The 24,350-nt window shown below is 60.6% G+C and carries 29 protein-coding genes and 1 pseudogene; 23 read left to right on the top strand and 7 right to left on the bottom strand.

The features are described from left to right. The first annotated feature begins 1 nt into the window (after window position 1). The 3 genes from LDP01_RS10885 (at window position 2) to LDP01_RS23955 (ending at window position 1,791) form a co-directional block, all read left to right on the top strand. Entirely contained in the window at window positions 2-601 is a 600-nt protein-coding gene (locus tag LDP01_RS10885) for a TetR/AcrR family transcriptional regulator (protein ID WP_224089006.1), read from the top strand. Window positions 602-634: 33 nt separating this feature from the next. Continuing rightward, a complete protein-coding gene (locus LDP01_RS10880) occupies window positions 635-1,318 on the top strand; it encodes a type 1 glutamine amidotransferase domain-containing protein (protein WP_224089004.1) in 684 nt (227 codons plus the stop codon). Between the two features lie 158 nt (window positions 1,319-1,476). Further along, on the top strand, window positions 1,477-1,791 hold the full coding sequence (locus LDP01_RS23955) for a PASTA domain-containing protein (RefSeq protein WP_224089002.1): 315 nt from the start codon (window positions 1,477-1,479) through the stop codon (window positions 1,789-1,791). A 159-nt stretch (window positions 1,792-1,950) separates the two neighbouring features. On the opposite strand, the gene LDP01_RS10870 is transcribed toward LDP01_RS23955, so the two are convergent. Together LDP01_RS10870 and LDP01_RS10865 are read right to left on the bottom strand one after the other, a co-directional pair. After that, entirely contained in the window at window positions 1,951-2,334 is a 384-nt protein-coding gene (locus tag LDP01_RS10870; protein ID WP_224089001.1) for a DUF1304 family protein, read from the bottom strand. Window positions 2,335-2,430: 96 nt separating this feature from the next. Then, window positions 2,431-3,324 (bottom strand): LysR family transcriptional regulator, encoded by an 894-nt coding sequence (locus tag LDP01_RS10865; protein WP_224088999.1) that lies wholly within the window; start codon window positions 3,322-3,324, stop codon window positions 2,431-2,433. Between the two features lie 115 nt (window positions 3,325-3,439). Between LDP01_RS10865 and LDP01_RS10860 the strand changes: the two genes are divergently transcribed. From LDP01_RS10860 to LDP01_RS10845, 4 genes are read left to right on the top strand one after another with little or no spacing between them, the layout of a single operon-like run. Then, the gene (locus LDP01_RS10860) at window positions 3,440-4,204 is read left to right on the top strand and encodes an enoyl-CoA hydratase/isomerase family protein (RefSeq protein WP_224088997.1); all 765 of its coding nucleotides are present in this window, start codon (window positions 3,440-3,442) and stop codon (window positions 4,202-4,204) included. Window positions 4,205-4,236: 32 nt separating this feature from the next. Beyond that, window positions 4,237-5,526, top strand: a complete 1,290-nt coding sequence (locus LDP01_RS10855) for an acetate--CoA ligase (RefSeq protein ID WP_224088995.1) — start codon at window positions 4,237-4,239, stop codon at window positions 5,524-5,526. After that, on the top strand, window positions 5,483-5,833 hold the full coding sequence (locus LDP01_RS10850; protein ID WP_224088994.1) for an AMP-binding enzyme: 351 nt from the start codon (window positions 5,483-5,485) through the stop codon (window positions 5,831-5,833). The genes LDP01_RS10855 and LDP01_RS10850 overlap by 44 nt, the downstream gene beginning before the upstream one ends. Further along, on the top strand, window positions 5,830-7,152 hold the full coding sequence (locus LDP01_RS10845) for an MFS transporter (protein ID WP_224088993.1): 1,323 nt from the start codon (window positions 5,830-5,832) through the stop codon (window positions 7,150-7,152). Before LDP01_RS10850 ends, LDP01_RS10845 begins: the two co-directional genes overlap by 4 nt. Before the next feature lie 112 nt (window positions 7,153-7,264). On the opposite strand, the gene LDP01_RS10840 is transcribed toward LDP01_RS10845, so the two are convergent. The 3 genes from LDP01_RS10840 to LDP01_RS10830 all read right to left on the bottom strand — a co-directional run bounded on the left by LDP01_RS10840 (window position 7,265) and on the right by LDP01_RS10830 (window position 8,906). Beyond that, window positions 7,265-7,432 (bottom strand): hypothetical protein, encoded by a 168-nt coding sequence (locus LDP01_RS10840; protein WP_224088992.1) that lies wholly within the window; start codon window positions 7,430-7,432, stop codon window positions 7,265-7,267. A 1-nt stretch (window position 7,433) separates the two neighbouring features. Then, complete coding sequence (locus LDP01_RS10835; RefSeq protein WP_224088991.1) at window positions 7,434-8,216, bottom strand: hypothetical protein; 783 nt, start codon at window positions 8,214-8,216, stop codon at window positions 7,434-7,436. A gap of 252 nt (window positions 8,217-8,468) precedes the next feature. Next, on the bottom strand, window positions 8,469-8,906 hold the full coding sequence (locus LDP01_RS10830) for a hypothetical protein (RefSeq protein ID WP_224088990.1): 438 nt from the start codon (window positions 8,904-8,906) through the stop codon (window positions 8,469-8,471). A gap of 163 nt (window positions 8,907-9,069) precedes the next feature. Here LDP01_RS10830 and mpaB point away from each other — a divergent pair, with 163 nt between their 5' ends. From mpaB to LDP01_RS10760, 15 genes are all read left to right on the top strand, one after another. Next, window positions 9,070-10,089 (top strand): daptide biosynthesis RiPP recognition protein, encoded by a 1,020-nt coding sequence (gene mpaB, locus LDP01_RS10825; RefSeq protein WP_224088989.1) that lies wholly within the window; start codon window positions 9,070-9,072, stop codon window positions 10,087-10,089. Window positions 10,090-10,149: 60 nt separating this feature from the next. Then, the gene (mpaD, locus tag LDP01_RS10820; protein WP_224091169.1) at window positions 10,150-11,367 is read left to right on the top strand and encodes a daptide-type RiPP biosynthesis aminotransferase; all 1,218 of its coding nucleotides are present in this window, start codon (window positions 10,150-10,152) and stop codon (window positions 11,365-11,367) included. Beyond that, window positions 11,364-12,140 carry an iron-containing alcohol dehydrogenase gene (locus LDP01_RS10815; protein ID WP_224088988.1) on the top strand — a complete coding sequence of 259 codons (777 nt, stop codon included), beginning with the start codon at window positions 11,364-11,366 and terminating at the stop codon, window positions 12,138-12,140. Before mpaD ends, LDP01_RS10815 begins: the two co-directional genes overlap by 4 nt. A gap of 64 nt (window positions 12,141-12,204) precedes the next feature. Further along, window positions 12,205-12,579, top strand: coding sequence for a hypothetical protein (locus tag LDP01_RS10810; RefSeq protein WP_224088987.1), 375 nt, complete (start codon window positions 12,205-12,207; stop codon window positions 12,577-12,579). Window positions 12,580-12,584: 5 nt separating this feature from the next. After that, entirely contained in the window at window positions 12,585-12,728 is a 144-nt protein-coding gene (locus LDP01_RS10805) for a daptide-type RiPP (RefSeq protein WP_224088986.1), read from the top strand. 47 nt (window positions 12,729-12,775) lie between these two features. Beyond that, a complete protein-coding gene (locus LDP01_RS23415) occupies window positions 12,776-12,901 on the top strand; it encodes a daptide-type RiPP (RefSeq protein WP_263422270.1) in 126 nt (41 codons plus the stop codon). A gap of 60 nt (window positions 12,902-12,961) precedes the next feature. After that, window positions 12,962-13,099, top strand: a complete 138-nt coding sequence (locus LDP01_RS10800) for a daptide-type RiPP (protein WP_224088985.1) — start codon at window positions 12,962-12,964, stop codon at window positions 13,097-13,099. Window positions 13,100-13,181: 82 nt separating this feature from the next. Further along, a complete protein-coding gene (mpaM, locus tag LDP01_RS10795) occupies window positions 13,182-14,000 on the top strand; it encodes a daptide-type RiPP biosynthesis methyltransferase (protein ID WP_224088984.1) in 819 nt (272 codons plus the stop codon). Further along, the gene (locus LDP01_RS10790) at window positions 13,997-15,229 is read left to right on the top strand and encodes a YcaO-like family protein (RefSeq protein ID WP_224088983.1); all 1,233 of its coding nucleotides are present in this window, start codon (window positions 13,997-13,999) and stop codon (window positions 15,227-15,229) included. The genes mpaM and LDP01_RS10790 overlap by 4 nt, the downstream gene beginning before the upstream one ends. Before the next feature lie 177 nt (window positions 15,230-15,406). Next, complete coding sequence (gene mpaP / locus LDP01_RS10785) at window positions 15,407-16,909, top strand: daptide biosynthesis intramembrane metalloprotease (protein WP_224088982.1); 1,503 nt, start codon at window positions 15,407-15,409, stop codon at window positions 16,907-16,909. Next, window positions 16,906-17,616: an ABC transporter ATP-binding protein gene (locus LDP01_RS10780; protein ID WP_224088981.1), complete on the top strand. Its 711-nt coding sequence runs from the start codon at window positions 16,906-16,908 to the stop codon at window positions 17,614-17,616. Before mpaP ends, LDP01_RS10780 begins: the two co-directional genes overlap by 4 nt. Continuing rightward, window positions 17,613-18,362 carry a hypothetical protein gene (locus LDP01_RS10775; RefSeq protein WP_224088980.1) on the top strand — a complete coding sequence of 250 codons (750 nt, stop codon included), beginning with the start codon at window positions 17,613-17,615 and terminating at the stop codon, window positions 18,360-18,362. The genes LDP01_RS10780 and LDP01_RS10775 overlap by 4 nt, the downstream gene beginning before the upstream one ends. Continuing rightward, on the top strand, window positions 18,363-19,052 hold the full coding sequence (locus tag LDP01_RS10770) for a hypothetical protein (RefSeq protein WP_224088979.1): 690 nt from the start codon (window positions 18,363-18,365) through the stop codon (window positions 19,050-19,052). Between the two features lie 28 nt (window positions 19,053-19,080). Continuing rightward, window positions 19,081-19,266: a hypothetical protein gene (locus tag LDP01_RS10765; RefSeq protein ID WP_224088978.1), complete on the top strand. Its 186-nt coding sequence runs from the start codon at window positions 19,081-19,083 to the stop codon at window positions 19,264-19,266. After that, on the top strand, window positions 19,263-19,877 hold the full coding sequence (locus LDP01_RS10760; protein WP_224088977.1) for an NUDIX hydrolase: 615 nt from the start codon (window positions 19,263-19,265) through the stop codon (window positions 19,875-19,877). Before LDP01_RS10765 ends, LDP01_RS10760 begins: the two co-directional genes overlap by 4 nt. Before the next feature lie 12 nt (window positions 19,878-19,889). Here LDP01_RS10760 and ggt read toward each other — a convergent pair. Both ggt and LDP01_RS10750 read right to left on the bottom strand, forming a co-directional pair. Continuing rightward, window positions 19,890-21,732 (bottom strand): annotated as a pseudogene (gene ggt, locus LDP01_RS10755) (gamma-glutamyltransferase). Window positions 21,733-21,869: 137 nt separating this feature from the next. Next, complete coding sequence (locus LDP01_RS10750; RefSeq protein ID WP_224088976.1) at window positions 21,870-22,850, bottom strand: LacI family DNA-binding transcriptional regulator; 981 nt, start codon at window positions 22,848-22,850, stop codon at window positions 21,870-21,872. A 168-nt stretch (window positions 22,851-23,018) separates the two neighbouring features. Between LDP01_RS10750 and LDP01_RS10745 the strand changes: the two genes are divergently transcribed. Further along, window positions 23,019-24,320 carry a sugar ABC transporter substrate-binding protein gene (locus LDP01_RS10745; RefSeq protein ID WP_224088975.1) on the top strand — a complete coding sequence of 434 codons (1,302 nt, stop codon included), beginning with the start codon at window positions 23,019-23,021 and terminating at the stop codon, window positions 24,318-24,320. Window positions 24,321-24,350: the final 30 nt, after the last annotated feature.

Raw genomic sequence — 24,350 nt, 5'->3', positions numbered from 1 at the left:
AGTGTCAACATCGGTAAAGCCTTATCACCACGGCGACCTCCGTGCAGCCCTGCTCGCTGCCGCTATTGAGAGCCTGGAGGCGGGGGAGACGTTCTCTTTGAGGGCCGTCGCCCGTCGCGCAGGAGTGTCGCCCACGGCGCCATACCGGCATTTTGCGGACAGGGACGCGCTTGACAGCGCGGTGGCGATCGAAGGGTTCGGGGATCTCCGAGCGGACCTCGAGGCTGCGTTGACTGACGTGGCCGAGCAGGCTGCTCCGGAAATGGTGATTGCAGCGCTGGGAGTCGCCTACGTTGAATTCGCGCTTAAACGGCCCGCCGTGTTCCGTTTGATGTTTGGCAACGAATGCGACGAGAAGGACAGCGAACGCGTGCAGGCTTCGGACCAGCTCCACGAAATGTTGAGCCAATCAATTGAGCGGCTCTTACCCGGGGCGAACAACTCTCACCTGTCCCTCGCGCTGTGGAGCATGGCGCATGGCCTGGCGTTCCTTCATCTCGACGGCAAGCTGCAGCCTCAAGCCAGCGCAGACGTTGCCGATCGCGTCAAGTCGGCGGTTGCGGCGATCTTTGCGCTCAATAACAAGAAGTCCGCCAGCTAGTCCCGATCCGCTTACACCTTCAGGAGAACGAGCATGACAAAACGCATCCTCCACGTGGTCACCAATGTCAGCCACTATGACGACCCGTCGCACTCTACCGGTTTATGGCTGTCCGAACTGGTTCACGCCTGGGACGTGTTCGAGGAACGCGGTTTTGAGCAGACCATTGTCAGTCCGCAGGGAGGCTTTGCACCTTTGGAACCACGCTCACTGAAATTCCCCAGCTACGACAAGGCAGCCAAGTCGTGGCATACCAACCCGTCCCGAATGGCACTTCTCGAAAAGACCGCCAGTCCTGAGAGCATTAACCCGGCCGATTTCGACGCCATTTACTTCACCGGGGGCCACGCGGTCATGTACGACTTTCCTGACAGCGAAGGATTGCAGAAGATCACCCGTGACATCTGGGAACAAGGAGGCATCGTATCCTCGGTCTGCCATGGATACTGCGGCCTGCTCAACACCAGGCTTTCCGACGGCAGTCTCCTTGTGGAGGGCCGGAAAGTAACCGGCTTCGCGTGGCAGGAAGAAGTCCTTGCCCGGGTGGATAAGCTCGTGCCGTATAACGTGGAGGAGGAGATGAAAAGGCGCGGGGCGTTGTATGAAAAGGCCCTGCTCCCGTTCGTGCCCTACGCCATCGCTGACGGCAAACTCGTTACGGGGCAGAACCCGGCTTCCGCAAAGGTGACCGCGGAGAAGATCGCCGCACTTCTCTAAAAAGGATCCTTCAGCGGGCACCCAGCTGGCCAAACTCAGCGCGCTTTTGGAACCGAGAAGCCGGGTTGACCAGGCCCGGCTGACCCACCGGCGGTATTTTTGGCGACGGAAGAAGGTTGGTTTCACCGTTCTAGCTGGTCAGGCTCAAAGGAGAAGAGATGGATGAACGTCCGAAGCTGACTGTTCCTGATCTCGTTGGGCAGCCTGTGCACATTGCCCAAGAGATGGCGGCGAACATTGGGTTTGGTCTCGCCGCCGGGGACCCTGACGGGCCTGGACTCCGTTCGCGTACGTGGCCAGGGCTGTTCTGGGTAACCTCCCAAGATCCGTCCGCTGGGTCGGTCCTTGAGCGGGGTAGCCAAATTAGGATTACTTTCGTTCAGGACGATCAAGCCCGAAGCGACGTGCCGGAGCAGACGGGCGGGCCGGCCCCCTCATTTAAGAGTCATGCGGAGGCTGAGAAGGACGAGTGAGCGATGTCCGGTGAGGGATGCCCTCAGGCTGCGGCTGACCTAACGCCCAGGCTCTCAGAGGTAAGCACCAGAGCGTCCGATAGAGGATCCTCTTACGGGCGCCGCTGTTGACGCAAAGTAACGAAAAATACCGCTACAAGGATCCGGTCGGCACCCCTTCTACCGAAAGAGAATGTAGAAAACGATCGCTAGTCCGGGAAAGAGCGCCTGGCCGATGGCGCTGACCAGAAGGCGCTTCTCCGTTACCCACAGCCAGAAACCAAGGAAGACGTGGCAGGCGCAGCAGAAGATAATTATGGCCAACCCACTGGCGGGAGTGCCCGAGAAGTTCACCAGCCACAGACCCACAGCGATTCCAAGCCCAAAAGTGATGTTGTAGGCGCCAACGTTCATCGCCCGCATCCGCACCGCCTGCACGTCGTCAGGTCGGATGAGAAAGATCCGGTGGAAACGTTGATCGCCATGGAAGAAGATCTCCAGGATGCCAACGCTGATCAGCGCGAGGCCGGTAGATCCCGCGAGTATCTGGCTCAGCAGATTCATGCCGTGCTCCTAGCGAATCCTGCAATTTCCGCTTCTCTGCGTGCAGGTTACGCTTCAGGCGCGAAGACCTTCAAGGGTGGTGGCAAACGTGGTCCGCTACCCATGCCCGCCAGCACTGAGCCCCGCCCCAACAGCCGCAACAAACGCATCCGTTTCCGCTGACCTCCGGCTCTTCAACCACAGCGCCGACGTCCGCCAAGCCAACGGGTCACCAACCAGCGGCCGCCACACAATTCCAGCGGGAAGAGGCGTCCACGGCTCCTCATTGAAGTGCACACCCCGGCCGGCCAGGATCAGTCCGTGTGTGAAGTGCTGGTTCCTGGCATGAACAATTGCCGCTGGCAAGTACCCAGCGTCCCGGCAGGTGTGCAGGAACGAGTCGTACAGGGTGGGTGCCATGTGCCGTGGGAAGATGATCAGCGAGCTCCCGGCCAAGTCGCCCAAGCGCACAGAAGACGCAGAAGCCAACGGGTGCGAGGCATTCAGCACCACACCCAGTGCCCGCGAGAACACCGGCCCCGACTCGAAACCCACGCTGCTCAAAGGGTGACGGACCACCGCAACGTCCAGTTCGCCGTCGCGCAATCGCTCAACCTGCTCCACGGTGGTGAGCTCGTGCAAGTTCAACAGGACGTCAGGGGCAAGCGAGCTAAACGAAGAAACCATCGTGGACAGCGCCACAGGGTTCGTATCCGGCGGCACTGCCACCTGCAGGATGCCCGAAGCGCCAGGCCGGATCCGCCGCATCGATTCCTGCGCCATGGCCACGTGATCCAGGACTCCGCGCGCGTGTTCCAGCAGCAAGGCCCCGGCCTCGGAAAGCTCGACGCCGGTGCGTCGCCGATGGAACAACTGCACCCCGAGTTCTTTCTCCAGGTCCTTGATCCGCTGCGAAAGTGGCGGCTGGGCCATATGCAGACGCTGTGCCGCGCGGCCGAAATGGAGCTCCTCGGAGAGCACCACAAAGTACTTGAGATGGTGGAGGTCCATCTGCGCACCATATCAGTTTGGTATCAAGGCGAGTAGATATTGATGTTAGACGGGTCACATTCGCCGATGGTCAGATGGGAACCAAGAAGCCCAACGAACCAAAGGAAACGCCCCAATGTCCCAAGATGTCCTCTTCGAACAGACCGGCCCTACCGCCATCATCACCCTCAACCGCCCGGACAAGCTCAACGCGTGGACCGAAGCCATGCGCAACGAACTCATCGGCCACCTGGAAGGCCTCAAAGGCAACGACGAAATCCGCACCGTCATCCTCACGGGAACCGGCCGCGCCTTCTGCGCCGGACAGGATCTGGCCGAGACTGCGTCCATGAACCCGGAGGACCACGAATCCGCCGAGGCTTGGATTGACGGTTTTGACCGTCTTTACCGCGCCGTACGCGACCTCGATCAGATCACCATTGCCGCAGTCAACGGCGTCGCCGCAGGCTCTGGTTTCCAGTACTCACTACTAGCGGATCTCCGCGTCGGCGACTCCAAAGTACGCATGGGCCAGCCCGAAGTCCTCTCCGGCATCCCAAGCATCACCGGGATCTGGGCCATGTGGAGCATCCTCGGCAAGTCCAAGACCTCCCAGTTCGTCCTCACCGGCGAACTGGTGGACGCTGCCGAGGCCCAGCGTCTCGGCCTCCTTAACTACTTGGCGGACGACGGCCGCGTGCTGGCTTACGCGAAGGACCTCGCCTCGCGCTTGAGCCTCCTTCCTCCGGGTGCGGTCCGACTGACGAAGAACCGTTTGCGCAGCTTGGAAGATGACGACCTGGCGGACGCCATGGCAGAAGCCAAGCGAGTCCACCGCGAGGCCTACGGCACGGGCGAACCCCAGCGCGAGATGGCCCGCTTCCTCGCTGGCCGCCGCTAAGCCGCGATGCAACAGAAGCAGGAGGCAAAACGATGACAACCACAGCAACCCAAGACCGCTACACCGAACTACGAAACTCCCACCGCTGGGAGGTTCCCGAGCTCTACAACATGGCCGTCGACGTCGCCGACCACCACCCAAGGGACAAGCGGGCTCTCATCCTGGAGTCCGCCGTCGAAGGTCAACGAGAGGTGAGTTGGGGCGAAATCCAGGACCGCTCACGGCAAATCGCAGCAACCCTCCAACGAGCCGGCATCAAGAAGGGCGACCGCGTCGCCGTCCTGCTGCCGCAGCGCTCCGATACCCCGGCTGCGTATCTGGGCGTGCTGCGGACCGGCGCCATCCTGGTCACGATGTCGCTGCTCTGGGCCGCGGAACCCATCCGATTCAGGCTTGAGGACAGCGGTGCGTCGGTGATCATCGCCGAGGAGTCTGCCAAGCACCTGTTCGAGGACTACGACGGCACCTTTATCGACGTCGACAGCCCGGAAATCGCCACCGAAACCACTGAATTCCAGAACGTCGAAACCAAAGCCGACGACCCCGCCCTCATCTTCTACACTTCGGGAACCACCGGCCGGGCCAAGGGAATCGTCCACGCGCACCGGACCTTGCTGGGCCACAACGAGTTCGAGTACTGCCACCAACTCGGCGACGGCGATGTGTTCTACGGCGCGGGGGACTGGGCGTGGTCGCTCGCCAAACTCATGGGCCCGCTTCGGCTCGGCGCCACGCACCTCGTGTTTCGGCCGGAAGGTGGCTTTGACCCCGCAGCGCTGCTGGACGCCATGAGCCACCACGGTGTCACCAGCGCCCTGGTCAATCCGACGTTCCTGCGAAAGATGCGCGAGGACGTGCCCGACGCCGGTGCTCGCTTCCCGCTGTCCCTGCGGACGGTTTGCTCGTCCAACGAGCCGCTGACGCCGGACTTGATCGCTTGGTTCCAGTCGCAGTACGGGGTGACCCTGCTGGACTACTACGGCTCGACGGAGTCTTATCCGCTGCTGGGGAACTACCCCGAGGTCCCGGTGAAGCCGGGCTCGATGGGCAAGCCGCTGCCCGGTTGGGAGGTCCGGTTGCTGGACGAGAATGGGCAGGAAGTGGCGGCCGGCGAGACGGGTGAGATCTGCTTGCGTGCGCGATCCAACCCGCAGTTTCCCTTGGGATACTGGAATATGCCGGAGGCGTCAGCCGCCGCGTTCGGTGGCGATTGGTACCACACGAAGGACCAAGCCTACGCGGACGACGACGGCTACTTCTGGTTCCTGGGGAGGACCGATGACGTCATCAAAACGTCCGGCTACCGTGTGGGGGCCGTATGAGCTGGAGGCAGTCATTCGCGAACTCGATCCCGTGCGGGACGTGTCGGTGACCGGCGTGCCCGATGAGCTCCGCGGCCAGTCCATCAAGGCCTGGATCGAACTGATGCCCGGTCACGCGGGGGGAGCGGACCTGAGCGAAACCATCGTGGCGCATGTGAAGGAGAACTTCTCCCGCTTCGCTTATCCGCGATTCATTGAATACGTCTCCGCGCTGCCTAAGTCGGCCACCGGAAAAGTCCAGCGGGCCCAGCTCCGCGACCTCCCGCACGTTGTAGCCTCTCCCCGCCTCGAAGGACAACAATCATGAATACGATGACCGAGAAAGTCGCTGAAACTGAGTCTTCCCCCCGACGCAGCCTCAAGCGCGTCGCTGCGGCAGCCGCCGTCGGAAATTTTGTCGAGTGGTTCGACTCCGCGGCTTATGCGGTCATGTCCGTGACCATCGCGAAGCTCTTCTTCCCGGACTATTCAACGACGGCGTCACTCCTGGCCGTGTGGGCGATCTTCGCCGGCGGCTTCATCGCCAGGCCGCTCGGCGCGGCCTTCTTTGGACGTTACGGTGACCGGATTGGCAGGAACAAGATGCTTGGGCTGTGCGTGCTGATCATGAGCGCTGCGACGTTCTGCATCGGTATCCTGCCGACTTTTGCTGTGATCGGTATTTGGGCTCCGATTCTGCTTTTCGTGTTCCGTGCGGTTCAGGGCTTTACGACAGGTGGTGAGTACACAGGATCCTCGGCGTTCATCGTGGAGTATGCGCCGGAAGGTAAGCGCGCCACCTACGCCAGCATCATCCCGGCCACTGTCGGCCTGGCTTCGGTTGCCGGTGCGTTGCTCGGCGCGGCCATTACTGCGACTCTGAGCCCGGCCGACCTTCAGGCTTGGGGCTGGCGAATCCCCTTCCTGCTCGCAGCCCCGCTCGGCCTCATTGGCCTCTACATCCGGTCTAGGGTGGACGACACTCCGGTGTTCCGTGGCCTGGAGAAACGGGGCAACGTGGCGAAGAAGCCCTTGGGTGATGCCATCCGGCTTTGCGCGCGGCAGATCTTCACACTGTTTGGCTACAGCATCACCAACGCGATCGCTTACTACCTGATGAGCAGCTACATGATCGCGTACATGACCTCGAGCCTTCACTACTCAAGCACTGAATCGATGATTACGAGCGTAGTCACGATGCTGGTGTACACAGCAGTGTGCCCTTTGGCTGCGCGTGCCAGCGACCGTTACGGCCGCAAGCGGATGCTGCTGGTGGCGTGTGTTGGCTTTGTGGTGATGACCATTCCGGCATTCTCCATCATGCCTTTGGGACTCGGTTTCGCGATCTTGGGCACCAGTGTCCTGGGTGCTTTGGTTGCGGTGATTGGTACGTCCAACGTTCCGGCCCTGGTGGAGATGTTCCCTTCATCGGTCCGTGCTTCCGGGTCTGCGATCGGTTACACCTTGGCCTACGTCCTGTTCGGTGGGACGGCTCCGTTCGTGGCGACCGGATTGGTGGCTGGCTTCGGGACTCCGTTGGCGCCGGCGTTCTACCTGATGGGGATGGCCTTGGTGTCCGCGGTGGTTGTGGTGTTGTTCTTCCGTGAGACGAAGGATCTGTCGCTTTCGCGGACGACGGTTCTGTAGGAATTTGTCACTGATGCTTGCTTCGAAAGCAGGAATCAAGTATCCATGAGTCTTTGCCGTACAACAGCGAGCCCCGAGGGCTATCTCGGGGCTCGCTGCATGAGATCAAAATCTACGACTCAGCACCGCCGGAATCCTGGCTGGTCAACGCATCGTTTTCAAGTTCACGACGAGCATCCTTGATTGCATTCTTTACGGCACGATAAATGACACCGTAAAGGACATACAGGAATATTGCCGCAAAGATCAGCGGTACAAAAAGCGTGAGAGTGAGATCCAAGTTAGAGGGCTCCATAGATCGGCTGGGAAGACTTGCGCAGGACGTCACCCTGGCTGTTATATCCAATGTTCAGGAATCCCCAACCAACAGACACGCTGGCGACACTCCCACCACGGTTTGCCTCGTACGAGAATGCAATTCCCACCTGCGCCGGACCACCAACTGTGCAATTGGCCGCGTTCAGCGTCGATGTGACGTACCCATTGTCGGTCAGGTTTGCGAAACCGGAAGTACCATCTGCAATATTCCAAATGGGGGACTTTGAGCCCACACCGGCGTCCCGCAGGGTGGCACGATTGGTGACCGTTCCATCATACTTGCCGGTATTGGCCAGGAGATTTCCGTGCCGAACACAGTCAGGATAAGTGAACTGCAAGGAAGCCAAGTCCTCGGGGGCGCCTTGGCCGACGAAGTCATCCCGCCAGTTCCACTGGCCATAGACCTTCAACTGGCGGCTTCCCTGTGCCAGCGGCACGTACGTGACGAAGACATTGAAGGCGTCCTGCGGGAAAGCCATCGTCTGAAGCCCCGTGCTCTCGCCATTCAGGACAGCTTGGGCATGCTCCGCGCTGACCTCACCCTCATTGTTCAGCGAGATTCGGGTGCTCTGTCCCGTCAACTTCTTTGAAAGTTTGTTGAGCCCAACAATGTCCTGAGGGTTGTTTGCAACAAACTGATCAATTTGCGCTTCAATTTCAGCATTGGAGAGCTTCTTTCCGACTTCGGCACTCGCCGGCGTGGCCGCAAGTCCGATAAGCAAGGCCGCGCTTGCGATAACGGCCATTTGCTTACGTAATTTCCCCATTTTCCCCCCAAATATTTCTGTTGCTGAATTAATGCATGGATCACAGTATAGGACGTCGTGGCGAACAGCAAGTCATATGAGCACACCCAAAAATAGATTAGGCACTATAGACGAATCACCGTTTCATTTCCAGTCAATTCATTAGAAAGTGCTGCCCTTGGCATGCTGTCCCCGCGACAAATAGAAGGTGACCTTAACTCCGTCGGGGTCTGTGGCAGTCACGACTACGCGTCATGAATTGCCTATTCGGAAGGCCGATCCGTGCCCGCAGAAGACGAACTTTAGAACCGTCCATACTTGGCCAGCACCAAAATACATGACGACGGCGGTGACCCCACCCAGGAGGGGTCCGGCCCAGATCGCTATGGACGTTCCATGAATGAGGATCGCCACGGCCGTGAAGGCAGACGCGAGGAGGCTAATTGCTGGTGCATCTGAGGCGGTCTCCCGATCGGTCACGGCCGCAACAGTGAGGGCCAGCCCATAAGAGATGGCTAAACCTAGCCAGTAGCTTCGGATCCGCTTGGCTGAGTTCGCGTTCATCGTAGGTTCCCCCAAAGATTCTTCACTGCCGGTTGCGTCTATGGATACGTGTCGCTGGATGGCGAGGTGGACATCGCCCCAGGTGGAGGCGTCATGGATGGCGGCTGCCTCGACATGATCGGGCATTGATTCCACCACCTAGACCACCATTCCCCTCCACCTAGATAGCCCCACGCGGCACTTATCTTTGGGGCATTCCACCACCTAGTTTCGATTTCCTCCTCTGTGGCACCTTCTCCAGCCCATAGCTTCGTTCCAAGAAACAGGGAAACTATTGGGGGTTGGGTAATTGACGCTGAATGAACAACAGACCATTGCCGCGGCGGTAGATCAGTGGATCACCGGGATATCCGGGCGAATTCCCGGACGCACAATTTTTGTTGAGAATTCCGAGCATGTGCCGTACGCGAAGAAGCTTGCCGGTGAGGAATGCGTTGTTCTTGTCCTGAACGGTGACGCGGACGACGAACGCCTTGTTCCAGTCCAGGGGACTTTCGATGCCGCCGGGGAAGAGCTTCTGGTGAACGGCACGCTCAGCCTGGAGATACAGGATTACGTAGCCATTCCCTTCGTGAATCTTGTGGGGGTCACGCTCGTCCGCATCACCTCCGACGATGACTGGCTGGCATTCTTCGACGATGCCGAGGAAGCGCGCCGTTCGGGCCACTTTATTCGTCAGCTCATCGAGGTCAACGCAGTCTTGGCCGAACGTGGATTGTTGACCGGACAAAGCTGCCAGGATCTTGCGAGGCTGCACATTGCGGCCGACGGAACAGTCCTCAGTGGTCCGTACGGCGCGAAGATCGGCCGAATCGGCGATCCCTTTTCCGATCTCCAAAGAAGATCGCTCGCGCTGCAGCCGGAGTCTTCGATTGCTTCCATTCGCGACCCCCGAAGTGTTCGCGAATCGCTGGCCGCCAGACCATGGATTCCCCGCTACCTGGCAGCGTTGGATGCCTGGAAGTTCATCTCCAGGGAGGACCGTGCCAGCACTCAATTTGTTGGCTTCGGCCTAAGCCTCTACGGAGCATCCACAAATGGCGAGCTGCCATCGCCCGGTGCGCCGTTCATCATTCGACATGGTGGCGAGCACAGTCTTTTGGACACCCAGTCCGGACGCGTCTTCAAGGTCGGGATTGACGCAGCTACCATCATCGAGGCCATCTCCAACTTGCGGGACGTCAGCGCTGCCGTCGCGGTCGTAGCGTCGGCCCTCAACGTCCCAGAGGCCGTAGCAACAGGATCCGTCACGGCAATCCTGAATCAGTTCGAGCAGCTCGGCATTGACCTCATCGGCACTAAGAGATGACCGTACCTCTAAAACACCAGGCACAGGTCCCGCTCTGGGTTCCACTTGTAAGACAGCACGATTTCGAGGCAGCAAGCTACACAGCGGTCAGGGCCCAGGGGGGTCCATGTAAATTTCGAGGACGGGCAGCGACGACTCTGCGCAAAGAGCGGCCTGTGGAACACGAACCTTGGCTATGGCAATGCACAGATTGCAGAGTCAGTAGCCAATGAACTGGAAACAGCCTCCTACCTGCCGCTTTTCCGGACTGCGCACCGCAAGGCCATTGAGGCAGCCACGGCACTCCTTGAATTGCCGAAGCATCACTTCGAGCGCATTCTCTTCTCGACGTCCGGAGGTGCCGCCAACGACGCCGTGATGAAACTCGCGCGCCACTACTTCGTCCTGGACAAACAACCCGAACGCAAACTCGTCATCGGGCTAAGCGGCAGCTACCACGGGCTCACCTACGCCAGCCAGGCACTCAGCGGCGACGACCTCGGCCAAGCCGTATATGGGGTGGACAGGCGGAACGTCCGGCATATCCGGTTCGACGACGGAGGCGTGGAGTTGGCCCAACTCATGCAACGGGAGGGGCACCGCGTAGCAGCGGTGGTCGTTGAGCCCGTCCTTGGTTCGGGTGCGGAAGTTGTACCGGACGCCTTCCTGGCTGCACTCCTCAAACACCGGGATGAGCATGGCTTCCTCGTCGTAGCTGACGAAGTCGCCACCGGGTTCGGCCGTATCGGAGGGTGGTTCGCTTCAGATGAGTGGCGGGAAGCCCCGGACGTCGTTGTCACTTCCAAGGGACTTACCAACGGCACCAGCGCATGTGCCGCCCTCCTCATCGGCCAGCGCATAAGCCAGCTCTTCGATAAGAACGAGGCCGTCTTTGTCCACGGCGAAACCCAAGCCGGAACCCCAGCTACCTGTGCCGCGGTTCTCGCCACGATCTCCGAGATGAAAAGGCTGGATCACAACACTCTGACTCACCGGGTGTCAGAAGGCCTCGACCAGCTCATTGCCAAACTCCAGGCAAGTCCAGGGGTTGCCGGGTCCTCTGGACGGGGGTGCTTGCGGGGCGTCCTGCTGCGAACCGACAGTGGATCACCCCTTTCTCCGAACGGTGTCCTGGCGGTCGTCCGGCGGATCCATCAAGCCGGGGCAATCGTGCAGCCTGGGCCAGGCCGGATCCAGCTGCTGCCAGCACTGATCTATACACGGGAGAACTTCGGGGAACTGCATGCGGCCATGGTCGATGGGCTGGCAAAGGCGGAACGCGACGGTGTTTTCGCATGATCGCCGATCGCATATGGAACACGCGATGCATCGTCCTCGACCCAGGGATGGCACCCAAATATATCGGCGGACTCACCCGTGGCCGGACCGGACTCGTGGTGGACAAGGCACTCACGGGTCAGAGGGATGCGTTGTTGGCGCGCGACCTAAAGGGAGCGCCAACACTGGAGCTGAACGCTGCCCCGGTCACAGTCGAAACCCTGCGGGTTGTGGGCAGCTTTGTCCGCAAACACGGACTTCGGACAGTTGTGGGACTTGGCGGCGGTTCCGTGATGGATGCAGTGAAACTCGCGGCATTGTTCACTGCGGACCCGAGCCTCACGGTCTTCGTCGAACGCCATGCCAAACGTTCGGGTCTGATAGTCCTGCCTCCGGTCGCTTATCCAAACGAGCGCTCCCGCACCATCCTCATGCCGTCAACCGTGGGGACCGGCGCTGAAGTCAGCGCAGTAGCGTGCCTGGACACCGCCGTCGGACGCCGTTTGATCTCCTCACGTCACCTCACAGGTGACGTGGCCGTGCTCGACGCCGACAATCTCGCCACCCTGCCCACGCAGCTGCTTTTCGAAGGGTTGCTTGAGGCGTTCCTCCGGGTGGCAGGGACCATGATTGGCAGCAGCCCAAGCGTGTTCGACGACGACGGTCACTCACTTTTGGCGCGGATCGTCCGGCTCGGGAATCGAGTGACACGTGAGGATGCGCCCGAGCTGAGACTGACGGCAGCCCACCTCAGCATGGAGACCCACACCGGCTGGGGCCCTGATCGGCCGTGATCCGTACGGAGCGAAGCACTGGTATGTCGCCAACGAACTCGCCCACGTCACCGGGGCCCGAAAGATGACCGCCACCGCCTCGGTGATGGGTCCCATCTGGGCTGAGATAGCCAAGGGAAACGCAGCCTGGGGAGACCAACAAAGACTCCTGAAGCTCTGGTCCGTGGTTGTAGATGCGGATCCTTCATTGGATCCCAACCCCGCCAAAGGCATCAACCAATTGATGTGGCGCTGGGGCATTGCGGGTCTGGACGTCATCGGGGAGCAGGCGTTGATGAAGACTTCCGAGGCCGCCCTCCGGAACTGGGGCGGTGGGCTGCCGATGCTGCGGGGCATTGATGCCGTGCAGGTCCAGCATGTCCTCTCCAAAGCAGGGCTGGAACAACAAATCTTGCCAGGCCCAGTGGGCGAGCTACGAGCGGTAAGGGAAAGGGGGTGAGCACCATGAGCAGCACTCTTGCACCCAGGACCTTGGACCTCAACGTCGAGGAACTGGAAAGCATCGACGTCCCTGACGACTGGAGCGAACGCATCCACGGCATCACCGTGGGCCTCGCATTGATCGGGATCGCCGTCAGCATTACCTGACGAATACGCGCAGTCCTTCAACCCGCAGCGAAGGGAGGTGAACGCAAATGCAGAAACAGCTCAACATCTCCATCCAGGAGATCGAGTCGCTGGAAACCCCGGACTTCAACAACTGGTTCATCGGAGTGTCCCAGGGAGTTGCCATCGGCATTATCGCCGTCAGCATTACCTAACCGTCCCGGAAACGGAACGGGCCAACAACAAAAGAGCAACAACAAAGAAAGGAGAACGGAATGATCGCAAACCCGAACTTGCAGCTGACCATCGAAGAACTGGAGAACCTCGACACCCCGGACGATACGCCGTGGTACATGCGCGTTGGTGACGTCATCATCATCGCCGGCATCTTTGTCGGAATCGCCGCCACCTAACTGGTGCACGCGGGCGGCGCGACCTTTCGCTGCCGCCCGCGTGTAACCCGGACACCAACCAACTCCCGGAGAACACGAGCTGATGAATACCCCACCCGACAAGTCCGCCGATGCCATCCTGCGCGTCCTTGGCCACATGGATCCACCCGAGGATTTGTACAGCGTTTCAGGGTCACGCCTTTACGATCAGATCACCGCTGACGATTTGACCGAACTTCCCGAGATCCTGGCTGCAGCACGTAAAACCACCGGCCCCATTCTTGAACTGGCTGCGGGATCGGGCCGGATCACCCGCCCCCTCCTTGCCCTCGGACGTTCGCTGACCGCCGTCGATTCTTCGCCGGAAATGCTCGCGATACTCGCGGAAAGGATCGCAACCACGGCATTCAATCCTCGCGGGGTGGCGGTGCAGTTGGTCGAAGCGGATATGTCCCGATTTGAGGTCGACGGCGGCTACGGTTGCGTCGTTCTCGGCGCAAGTTCCATCACGCTCATGGATTCTCATGGCAGGAGGGAGTTGTTCGGCCGCGTCCGTGACTGCTTGACGCCCGACGGCCGCTTCCTCTTGACCGTACTCAACGCGGACAGTCACCAGGCCTCGGAAGGACACGACGGCGGCACGACAGTTTCGGCGCTGGGCGAGGACGCATTCCTCATCACCGTGGAAAGTCGTGATCCGATGAACGGGGCCCGACACGTGACCATGATCCATGTTGGCTTCAATGAAGAGGGTACGTACCGATCGTCCGCGTATTCGAGCGACATCGCTTTCGTCAGTAACAGCCTCATCGAGGAGGAAGTGCTGGCAGAGGGTCTCACCATCCTCGAACGGCGGCTGGTCCGTATCGCCACCCCGGTGCCGGGCCTGAACGACATCGAGTTGTGGGTGTGTGGCAGGTGAGCATCGATCCTGTACGTACCCTTGATCCTTCGTTCGGGCTGGTTTCCGAGGCGACGGTCTACCTGCCCAACGATGTTGGGCTCTGGCGTACCGTAGCTTCGCTGGCAAATGTGTGCCCGGATGGGAAAGGGTTCACAACCGCCGTCGGAGCTTTTGACGTGAAGAAGCGGTCCTCCATGACGCGGGGCGCTGGCGAGGCCGTTGAGCGTTTCGCTTTGGTGCCCGGGGCGGCTGACGTCGAACATCTTCTTGCCGGGAGCGTCGGAACGGACAAGCGCATCGATTTCGTCACCGCAGGGTTGGGCCGCGCATCTGCCCTCGCCTTCGACTTCCCGTGGTATCGGGCAACGGATTTGCTGACGGGCCAGGAATCGCATGTGCCAGCTGCCGTGGTGGACTACAGCGCCGGCGGCTCCACGTCTCCCGAACCTTGGAGCCGCTTCTTTGACCCTTCGCCGAACGGCGCAGCTTCCGGGCCGTCAGAACGCTTTGCGCAAGTATCCGGCATCGGCGAAGTCATTGAGCGGGATGCCTTCCTTTCCGCATGGCGCCAGAGGATTCCGCTCAACAAGTTTGTGTCTGGGGCGATGCCGGCAGACGTTCTCGACGCGCCCGGGACACGGAGTTTCCTGCGGCTCGTGGCGGCTGCACGCGCTGAAGGCATTGAGCCCACCCTCGCGTTTGTCCCGCACGATGAAAGTCCCTTGCATGTAGCGGTCTGCGTCATCACCGGCCCCCGGGAGCCCGGGCACTTCGGTGCCGTTGGCCTCAAGGCAGCAGCCGATCCCGTCGTCGCACTGGCGGGAGCCCTCCAGGAAGGCCTGCAGATCCGCGAACTCTTCCTGGCGCGCACGCCCTCAACAGTTTCATCATCGCAGGTGACAGACGACGAATCCCGTGCTGACTTCTGGACCACCGGTCAAGCCCTGGCTGGATTGCATTTGTGGGTTCGAACCTTCAGGCCCGCCCACTTTCCGCCGGTCAAACACGTACCGAACGTCGATGCCCTGGTGAAGTACTTGGCGAGGCGTGACATTCAGTCGCACTGGGTCAGCCTCACCCACCGCCTCCCAGCGGCCATTCAGGAGCTCGGCTGGGTAGCCGGCAAGGCGATTTGCCCAGGCGCGGTTCCCCTGACGATGGATGAAACCAAAGGACTGGTTCGTATGCCCCCAGGATCTGTCGGTGACCCATCGGGCTCGTCCACAACACCGCACCCACTGATATGAGAAGGCCATATCTGTCCGGACCACCCAAGGTTCCGGTACCAGCTCAGTGGCCGGTGCAGCTGGCCGCATCGGCCTCCATTGATCAACCGTTACGCGATGGCGGTCCTTGGATTGTTGCCATGAACAGTGTGCCCAAAGCTCGCGTTTCAGCAGATGTAGCTGCTGTGCTCAGGACAATTGACGGCCAGAAAAATCCTGCCCAGGTTGCCCAACGCCTTGGGGCCTCCTTGGACTGCCGCCGACGTCATGGGAATCGTTCGCCAGCTGACGCACACCGGCATCTTCGACGGCGGTGCGCACCTGCCGAGGGAACGCAGGGTCAAGTTCCGGGCACCGTTAACGGTGCAGTTCACCTTGTTCAATCCGGCGCCGATCCTGACGATATTCCGGCCTGTTGTTGCTGCCGTGGCGCGGCCAATAGCTGCGTTTCCCGTTGCCTTGCTCCTCGTAGGCGGCATCCTCGGCGCCCTGGCAGCTGGGCCGGACATTTGGCGGGTCTTGGCACGCCCACTGGCCCTGGATGTATACGTCAATGTTGCAGGTGCGATGTTGGCCTCCACGTTGCTGCATGAACTCGGCCATGGAGTGGCCCTCAGCTACTTTGGCGGTACACCTCGACGCATTGGCATCATGTTGTTCTACCTATCTCCGGCATTCTTCTGCGACGTAACCGATGGCTGGCGGTTGAGCTCCCGGAAGCAGCGGGTTGTGACTGCCCTGGCAGGGCCCCTGGTGCATCTTGGCTTAGGGAGCATTGCGCTGGCGGCGCAGGCTTTCCTACCGGCATCCTCGGTGAAAGATGCGGCGCTGCTGTATGGGGTCATTTGTTGGGCCGTCGCCATTTTGAATCTCTTCCCGTTCATCAAGCTGGACGGCTACGTTGCCTTGATGGCCGCTGTGGACATTCCCCACCTTCGCCGGAAATCCATAAAGGCATTGGCCGACGTCCTTTGCTCAAGGTTTCTTGGAGCGCGCGCCACCTTTCGCGGTAATGGTTTGCTTCCCTGGTTCGGGTTGGCGAGCTCCATTGCAGGCGTCGGCTTCATGGTCATTGGCTTCCAACGCGTCGTGCCGATTTTCCTGCAGCTCGGCTACGCCGGGCACATTGTGGTCTTTGCCGTCCTTTGCCTGCTCGTCGTGGTGGCTTGCAGAAGCTTGATTCAGTTTTTCCGCGTGGCCGCGCAGAACGGCAGCCCAGTGTGGAGGCGTGCCCTCATCATGCTCTTGGGAACTCTTGCCATCGGGGCGCTTCTCGTCGTAATCCCTGTACGTCCTGTGACCATTGCGGGCTACACCTATGTGAATGGTCAGCTGCTCATCGTGACATCCAACCAAGCTGCCGATCAATCGCTGGAACCGGGCGACAGCGTCACCTTGCAGTCGCAGGGAATGATCATCCATCAAAACCTGGGCCGGGCCACCATTGGCGACCTCCCGCCGTCGTCAACCATGGCACCGGTGGACACCGTCGTCCCGATAGCGCTCGCAGACACCACCCTGCCCGTGTTGGCGTACGTCGGCCAGTTGGAAGGAAACACCACCCTCCCCGCATCGGGGCGGGCGGAGGTAATCAGCGGGCGCCAAACGAATGTGGCGGAGTGGCTCTGGCAAGCCATTTCACATTCGCCGTTATGGCCCGGACAAGCCGAACCCGACGAATCAACGAAAGGGCACTCATGACAATCCACGCCAGCTTCGAGGGATTCAGCAAGCGAAGGGGCCAACGGCTTGCCGTCGACGATCTGACGTTCAATGTGCCGGCCGGGCGGGTTGTGGGATTGATCGGCCCCAACGGTGCGGGAAAGAGTACGGCGCTCGCCGGGCTGACAGGCCTGGTGAAGGCCACGTCGGGTCGTGCAACGGTCTTCGGAATGGACTATCGCTCGCTCAAGAGGCCGGCCACCAAGGTTGGAGTGAACTTGGACGGGATGGAAGTGGAGCCCGGATTAACGGGGCGCCGCCATCTGCAGATCTGCCGGTTGGCAGCAGGGGTGGGCAGGGAAAACGTTGAGCGGGTCCTGGACCAGGTGGATCTTGCAGCCCACGCGGACAGGAAGGTCCGGGACTACTCGCTGGGCATGAAACAACGCCTCGGGATTGCATCCGCGATCATCGGAAACCCCCGGCTGCTTGTCCTCGACGAGCCTGCCAACGGTCTGGACCCGGAAGGCATCCAGTGGCTGCGCGGCTTTCTCCACGGGTTCGCCGAATCCGGCGGGAGTGCCTTGGTTTCAAGCCACCAGCTATTGGAGCTCGAACAAGTGGTCCACGACGTCGTCTTCCTGAAGCAGCGGACGTTGTTCCACGGGACCCTTGAGGAAGCGAAGGATCTTGGTGGCGGCAGCCTCGAATCGGCGTATTTCAAGATCCTGGAGGGTGCCCGGTGACGGGGCGTCCCCACTCCAACTGGGCCTGTGGACTACGCGCAGAGCTACTCAGGTACTTCAGCGGATATTCGATTCTGGGCATCCTGGCCTTCAGCGCCTTGGTGCCCTGGTTCGTGGCCAACTTCCTGGGCTGGCCGGATAGTGCCGATCAGCTGTCCGCGACGGAAAATATTCAAGCGTTTTGGGCTCTGGCCACCAGCATTGCGATCGTGACCACGTTTGCCGGGAGCTACCTGGTGACACGCGAGTCCTACTACGGGACGCTCCGACACAGCCTAGTGATGTCCGGGTCAGTGCAGCTTGTGGCGGTCAAGTACGCTGCTGCGCTCGTGGTTGGCCTTGGCACCCTGGCGGCGGGAATTCTGGCTTGGGGAGCCAGCGTCGTTTTCACCCTGACGCCGGAATTGCGCGCAGAACTCTTCTCCCCAGAGTCCTGGCGGTCCTTGCCCGGCGTCGTGGCCGCGTCAGCTGTTGCTTCCCTGTGGGGTTGCTCGCTGGGCTGGATTATTCGGCATTACTACGCGACGACGATCGTCACCATGTTGATACCGCTCGCCGTCGAACTGCCCGTCGTGGCAAACGAGCCCGAAATAGGGCGATGGCTGCCCTCCGGCGCGTTGGCGGGCATTGCCTCCCTGCCTTTTGAGGGCCTTCTTCCACCAGGCTCCGCGTTCCTGGTGTCGCTGGCGTGGCTACTCGCAGCCGGCGCCTGCCTCGTCGCGGTGCTCCAGAGAAAGGAGTTCTAGATGATGCCCGTGCTTCTTGCCGATCTTCGCCGTCCGTGGCTGTGGAAAGGCTCCGGGACTGCGTCCGTGCTGGTTCTCGGTCTACTGGGCACGCTCCTGGTGGCAGCCAATCTGGAACCCACCACGGGTGGTCCTTCTCCCGAAGGACCTCTCCGAGAGGCAGGCCTGTCGCTCATGCTCACGGGTGCGGGCGTGATGGGCTCCTGCTCGTTCACGGCCGACTTCCGGGCAGGGTGCCTTACCCGCAGGGTCCTGTTGTTCCAAAGGATCCCGGCATTTATTGCCCGAGCACTGACAACAGTTCTTGCAGCACTCCTGAGCGGTGTGATCGTCGGCGCCGCCTTCGGCTTGTCCGGAGCACTATTTCCAGAAGGATGGCAGGTCAGCCCACAGGTGGTGCTGGCCTTCGCTGGAATGGCGGCGATGGGATCCGTTTGGGGATTCGCGATCGGGTCCCTCATTCGCAGCCATCTTGTGAGCCTCTTCGCAGTTCCGCTGAGTCTGGTGGTTCCGCAGGTCCTGCCCCTGGGCAATGCCGGGGCGTACCTCTTTCCGTTCCAAGCTGCCGACTGGGCGAATCAAGCGGCAGTCCACATACCGCCGTCGGGGTCTTTCTCCGGGGCTCTTGCATGGCTGTTAATCGTCTTGGGGGCAGCCTGCGACGTGTTCTCCAAGCGTGACTTGGCCTGATAACCATCAAGAAATCAAGGAACTCATTGTGAATCGTAAACCGCTGGTATGGCTTCTTCTCGCCCTCACCATGGCCTCTTACGCCGTCTATATTCTCCTCTCAAGCAGCAGCGAATCTGTTTGGTCCCTTGTGTCCGGAATCATCATCGCGGCGGCTTCGTTGGTGATGTTGTGGAGATTCTGCCGGGAACTCAAGACCAACCGCCAAGAGTGAGCAATTTGGACGAATTGTGGCGAAAACTCTGGACTACGCGGGCGTACAAAGGTTTTGTCACCATCAACCAGGACACGTACCTGGAAGCTGACGGCTCAGTTTCAACCTGGGACGTGATTGCCAGCCCGGACTCCGCCGCGGTTCTCGCCTTCACGGAGGGCGGAACCGAGGTGGTGCTGTTTGAGCAGTTCCGCGTCGGGCCAGGGAAGACCTTGCTTGAACTGCCCGGGGGCTACTTGAACGAGAATGAAACTCCGGTAGATGCGGCCCAACGCGAGTTGGCGGAGGAAACGGGCTATGGTTCGTCGGCCATCTACTACGCAGGATCCGAGTGGTGGTCCGCCAACTCAAGCAGGCGCAAACACCTCGTCATCGCAGCAGAAGCCCGCCCCGGCAACGACCCCTTGTGGGACGCGTCCGAGGCGGGCTTCGTTCGGCTATTGCCAAGTGACGAGCTGATGGACTTCCTGTTGAGCGGTGAACTGACAGACGCGGGACTTGCCTGCCGCGGACTCATGAAGTTCGCTGCCGACACCCAACCTGCCGGCAACCAACGGAGCCCTGCATTGGACAAGCTTCAGGCGACAGTCCGAGGCCTGTTTCCTGGCTAATACCTACGTCAATCACGGCCCGCTGCTTGGCTTCAAAACCATCGCCGATCCACCTCCACGACGCGTCGGCTCAGCTGCAGCCGTGAGCTTTCCGCCTTCGCCGAACTCAATCGCCGTAGCTGCGCCTATTTCGGCCGCCGAGGTGAAAGCATCACCGGCCGGGACCAGATCATGGCCCAACGATTCCAGCGCGGGGCCGTAAGCATCAATGAACGCCGGCTCGGAACTCACGGTGAGACCGTTTCGAGGAGCAGCCCGCGGAGCGGCGATAGCCTCGGAGATATCCATCCCCAGGTCAATGCGGTTCAGGATGGTCTGCAGCACGGTGGTTATGATGGTGGATCCGCCCGGCGAACCGAGGGCCAGGAACGGGTTGCCGTCTTGCAGGATGATGGTGGGCGACATCGAAGAACGGGGACGTTTGCCTGGCTGGATCCTGTTGGGATCAGTCGCCTTGTATTCGGCGCTGAAGTCAGTCAACTCGTTGTTTAAGAGGAATCCGCGGCCCGGGACGACGATTCCGGATCCACCTGTTTGCTCAACGGTCAGGGTGTACTCCACCACGTTTCCCCATTTGTCGGCGACCGTCAGGTTGGTGGTGGAAATGTTCTCTGTGTCCGTCTCGTCGGCGAGCGGTGCAGCCGCGGCCGGGCACGCGCCGTCGTACGTTGTTATGTCTCCCGGGGTAACCGGCTTGGGAGCTGCAGCAGTCGGATCAATCTTGCAGGCGCGTTCCTTCCCGAAAACCGGGTCTGTGAGGACATCAGTGGGAACATCAACGAAGGGCCGGATCGCCCACATAAGCGCCACGGTCGGCGAACGCCAACGAGCTGGCCTCGAAATAGTGGTGCAGCGCGTCCACCGGCTGCATGTCCTTGAGCTCGAAGTTTTCCAGGATGTTCAGCGACTCGCCAACAGTGGTTCCACCGCTGCTGGACGGCGCCATTCCGTAGACGTCATAGCCTCGGTAGTTCACGTGCGTCGGATCCTGGTCGATGGCTTTGTACCCGGCGAGATCGTCGGTTGTCATGAACCCGACCGGTACGGGCAGGTCAGTCTCGCCGGATTTCGGCGGTGCTTTTACTGCGGAAACAATTTCTTCTGCGAGCGGACCCGTGTAGAAAGCGCTGGTGCCTTGCTTCGCCAGCAGGCGGTACGTCTCGGCCAGTTCGGGGTTCTTGAAGATACTCCCGACGGCGGGAGCGTCGCCACCGGGGAGGAAAAGGTCCTGGGTGGAGGTGAAGGTGTTGAAACGGAACTTGTTGTCCAGCGTCTGGTTCCGGAACGTCTCGTCTACCACGAACCCTCGGTTGGCTACCTTGATTGCCGGCTTTAGTGCCTCGCCCAAGTCCAAAGTTCCCCAACGCTCAAGTGCGCGTTCCCACGTGGCAGGGGTGCCGGGGACGCCGACAGAGACGCCGCTGGTTGGCAGTTCGGGCCTCTTGGTCGTAAAGAGATAGGGCTTGCCGGTGGCGGGATCGATGAAAGCATCGTTCGGCATAGTTGCCGGTGCCGTTTCGCGGCCATCAATGGTGCTGACTTTCTTGGACTTGGCGTCGTAGAACACGAAGTAGCCGCCGCCTCCGATGCCTGCGCTATACGGTTCCGTGACGCCCAGCGTGGCAGCTGCGGCCACAGCCGCGTCCGCAGCGTTACCGCCCTTGCGGAGGACTTCGATGGCGGCCGCTGAAGCCTCCGGATCCACCGTGCTTACCGCGCCGCCGTACCCGGTGGCAGTGGGGTTTTTGTCAGTTTCGCGAGGATCGGCGAAGGCAGGACCCGCCACCGCTCCGCTAGTCACGCTCAGGGCCAGGGCTGCGGTGACCGCAGCCAGTTGGCGTCTCACATGTGTCATGGTTCTCCCAGATTTTTCCCAGACGATGATGTGGTTGGACGGTCCGGCCACCCTACTCCGGGGCTTTGGGGAGATTCAACGGTTGTTTTCGCCGCCAAAAGCTGCCATGGGGCTCAGCCTCTGAACGGTCCGGTTTGTCAGGCGCGGGACGATTTTCGAACGATCAGCTCGAAGTCAAAGAGTTCGGTCACGGTGGTTCCGTCACTGGTCCCGTCGATGAGGATTTGCACCGCACGGTTCGCAATGAGTTGTGTCGGTTGCCGGATGGAAGACAGGGGAGGCACGGAAAACGCGGAGGCTGCGGTGCCGTCGACCCCTATCACCGCTAACTGATCCGGAACGGCAAGTCCCAGGGTGTACGCGGCGAAGAGGACACCATGCGCTTGCTCGTCGGTTGTTGCGTAGATGGACCTCGGGGCATCGGAAGCGCGGAGCCAGTCCATTGCAACCTCGGCTGCTCCAGCCCGGGAGATAGGTGAAGCCCGCCGGGAGACAGCTACGGACGTGCCAGCAACGGCGCGCTCGAAACCCGAGGTGTGTTGCCGGGTGCCCACAGAGTCCACCGGTCCATTGAGCAGGCCGATGCTCTGATAGCCCTCGTCCAGCAGATGACGCGTAGCCACGTAGGCGGCTTGCTCGTAGTCGATGCTCAACGACGACGCACGTTGCCCGGCGGACAGTGGGTGGAGTGCCACGACAGGCAGGCCGGCAACATTGATCGGTTTCAGGTCCGGTTCGTCCAAGAGCGAGACAAGGATGATGGAGTCGACTTTCCTTTCAATGAATGACTCCATCAGGCGGCGTTCCTGCTCCTCCATAGTTGCGGAGTCGCCAATCAAAAGAAGGTGGCCGCGATCCGCAGCGGCAACCTCCAGCGCTCGGGCAAGTTCGGCAAAGAATGGATTGGCGATGTCCGGGACGATGAGGCCGATGGACATGGTTTTGCCCGCACTTAGTGCACGAGCCAACGCGTTTGGTTTGTAGTCCAGTTCTTTGGCAGCCCTGAGTACGCGTTCCCGCGCATCTGCGGAAACCGCCCTGGGCCCGTTGTTGAACACATAGCTCACAACAGCGTTGGACGTTCCAGCCAGTTTTGCCACGTCTCTGGCTGTCGGCATTGGCTTCTCCTGATGTCGGGGGTCTAACCGGGTAGATGAGTTGATCATACAGGCTGGCCGCTTGCCATTTGAACTCTTGGGAATCCCTTGTCAAAGCTATCTTGGCCGAGTAGTCTAACCGGTTAGATGCTCCTCTCGCATTCGACTCAATCTCCAGAAAGGCTTCCCGTGAAGCGCAAACTCTTAGCAGCGACGTCGCTGTTTGCCGCCGGTGCGATCTTCCTAGCCGGCTGCTCCACGAGCTCCCAGAATCCAGGTCAGGCAATGGGAAGCGAGGGTCCAGGTACAGGAACCGTCAACCTGCTTGGTCCTGAAGACCCGGCGACGTTTGCACCAGTCATTGCCGCTTTCAAGGCTAAGAACCCCGACATCAGCGTCAAGTACTCGCAGGTGCCTTTTGACCAACTCAACCCAACACTTCAACAACGGCTTGGCGCCAAGGACGACACGATCGATGTCTACACCGTCGATCAGCCGAGGCTCTCCCAGTTGGCTGCCCAAGGATTCCTTGAGGACCTGAGCGACCTGAAAGAGCAGACCAAGGCCGCCGTTCCTGATGCGCAGTTCAGTGTGAACGTCTCCGAAGGCAAGCTCTGGGCTTTGCCCATCTGGAACTCCACCCAGATGCTGTTCTTCAACAAGAAGGCCTTGGATTCTGCAGGCGTAAAGCACCCCTCGGTCGATCCGGCCCACCGTATGACGTGGGAACAGGTGGTTGCCGACGCCAGGAAGGTCCAGGCCGCGGGGACGCAATACGGCCTGCTGCTGGAACAGGTAGAGGCGTACTACCAGCTGCAGCCGCTCGCCGAGTCCGCCGGTGGAGGTTCAGGCATCACGGGTGACAAGATGCTGACCACCGACATCAACAATGCCGGCTGGGAAAAGGCCATGCAGTGGTACGCGGACACGTTCTCCTCAGGGCTTTCTCCGCGGGGTGTTGGCGGCTTCCAGACCAGTCCGGTCTTCACATCCGGCAATGTGGCGTACTTCGTTGGAGGTCCCTGGGATGTTGGCGGATTCGCTAAGTCGAACATCGATTGGGGCGTGGCGCCCATGCCGTACTTCGAGGGCGGAAGCCAGGTAACGCCAACAGGTTCGTGGTCGTGGGGCATCAATCCCGCATCCAAGAACAAGGCTGCCGCAAAGAAGTTCCTGGAGTTTGCGTCCCTGGACCCGGCGGGAAACCTCGCCACCACCGAAGCGACCACCATCATCCCGGCCAACAGCGCTGCAACGGCCCAGTATCTGCCCAAGCTGGAGGCGCTGGGTGGCGACAAGAGCAAGGGGTTGGCCGAGCTGATCGCACACGAAAACAGTCAAACGGCCAAGCCGCGCCCTGTCAGTGTGGGCTACATCCAGTTTGAAGAAATCATGGGCAAGGCCTTCGCGGATATCCGAAATGGAAGTCCGGTCAATGAACGGCTGAAGCAGGCAGCTCAACAGATCTCTGATGCTTGGAAGCGGCTCTAGCCATGTCCCCGTCGCAAACAATCAAGCGTC

The sequence above is a fragment of the Arthrobacter sp. StoSoilB13 genome, assembly GCF_019977255.1.
GTDB lineage: Bacteria > Actinomycetota > Actinomycetes > Actinomycetales > Micrococcaceae > Arthrobacter.
Note: the sequence above shows the minus strand (reverse complement) of the source record. Positions and strands in the feature narration are given on the sequence as shown.

Excerpts from the sequence above, each read along its gene's own strand:
- LDP01_RS23955 (WP_224089002.1), top strand. The coding sequence starts at position 1,477 with ATGGATGAACGTCCGAAGCTGACTGTTCCTGATCTCGTTGGGCAGCCT.
- LDP01_RS10770 (WP_224088979.1), top strand. The coding sequence starts at position 18,363 with ATGATGCCCGTGCTTCTTGCCGATCTTCGCCGTCCGTGGCTGTGGAAA.
- LDP01_RS10835 (WP_224088991.1), bottom strand. The coding sequence starts at position 8,216 with ATGGCCGTTATCGCAAGCGCGGCCTTGCTTATCGGACTTGCGGCCACG.
- LDP01_RS10860 (WP_224088997.1), top strand. The coding sequence starts at position 3,440 with ATGTCCCAAGATGTCCTCTTCGAACAGACCGGCCCTACCGCCATCATC.
- LDP01_RS10805 (WP_224088986.1), top strand. The coding sequence starts at position 12,585 with ATGAGCAGCACTCTTGCACCCAGGACCTTGGACCTCAACGTCGAGGAA.
- LDP01_RS10800 (WP_224088985.1), top strand. The coding sequence starts at position 12,962 with ATGATCGCAAACCCGAACTTGCAGCTGACCATCGAAGAACTGGAGAAC.
- LDP01_RS10845 (WP_224088993.1), top strand. The coding sequence starts at position 5,830 with ATGAATACGATGACCGAGAAAGTCGCTGAAACTGAGTCTTCCCCCCGA.
- LDP01_RS10830 (WP_224088990.1), bottom strand. The coding sequence starts at position 8,906 with ATGCCCGATCATGTCGAGGCAGCCGCCATCCATGACGCCTCCACCTGG.
- LDP01_RS10870 (WP_224089001.1), bottom strand. The coding sequence starts at position 2,334 with ATGAATCTGCTGAGCCAGATACTCGCGGGATCTACCGGCCTCGCGCTG.
- LDP01_RS10880 (WP_224089004.1), top strand. The coding sequence starts at position 635 with ATGACAAAACGCATCCTCCACGTGGTCACCAATGTCAGCCACTATGAC.
- LDP01_RS10750 (WP_224088976.1), bottom strand. The coding sequence starts at position 22,850 with ATGCCGACAGCCAGAGACGTGGCAAAACTGGCTGGAACGTCCAACGCT.
- LDP01_RS10850 (WP_224088994.1), top strand. The coding sequence starts at position 5,483 with ATGACGTCATCAAAACGTCCGGCTACCGTGTGGGGGCCGTATGAGCTG.
- LDP01_RS10855 (WP_224088995.1), top strand. The coding sequence starts at position 4,237 with ATGACAACCACAGCAACCCAAGACCGCTACACCGAACTACGAAACTCC.
- LDP01_RS10865 (WP_224088999.1), bottom strand. The coding sequence starts at position 3,324 with ATGGACCTCCACCATCTCAAGTACTTTGTGGTGCTCTCCGAGGAGCTC.
- mpaM (WP_224088984.1), top strand. The coding sequence starts at position 13,182 with ATGAATACCCCACCCGACAAGTCCGCCGATGCCATCCTGCGCGTCCTT.
- LDP01_RS23415 (WP_263422270.1), top strand. The coding sequence starts at position 12,776 with ATGCAGAAACAGCTCAACATCTCCATCCAGGAGATCGAGTCGCTGGAA.
- LDP01_RS10815 (WP_224088988.1), top strand. The coding sequence starts at position 11,364 with ATGATCGCCGATCGCATATGGAACACGCGATGCATCGTCCTCGACCCA.
- LDP01_RS10780 (WP_224088981.1), top strand. The coding sequence starts at position 16,906 with ATGACAATCCACGCCAGCTTCGAGGGATTCAGCAAGCGAAGGGGCCAA.
- LDP01_RS10810 (WP_224088987.1), top strand. The coding sequence starts at position 12,205 with ATGACCGCCACCGCCTCGGTGATGGGTCCCATCTGGGCTGAGATAGCC.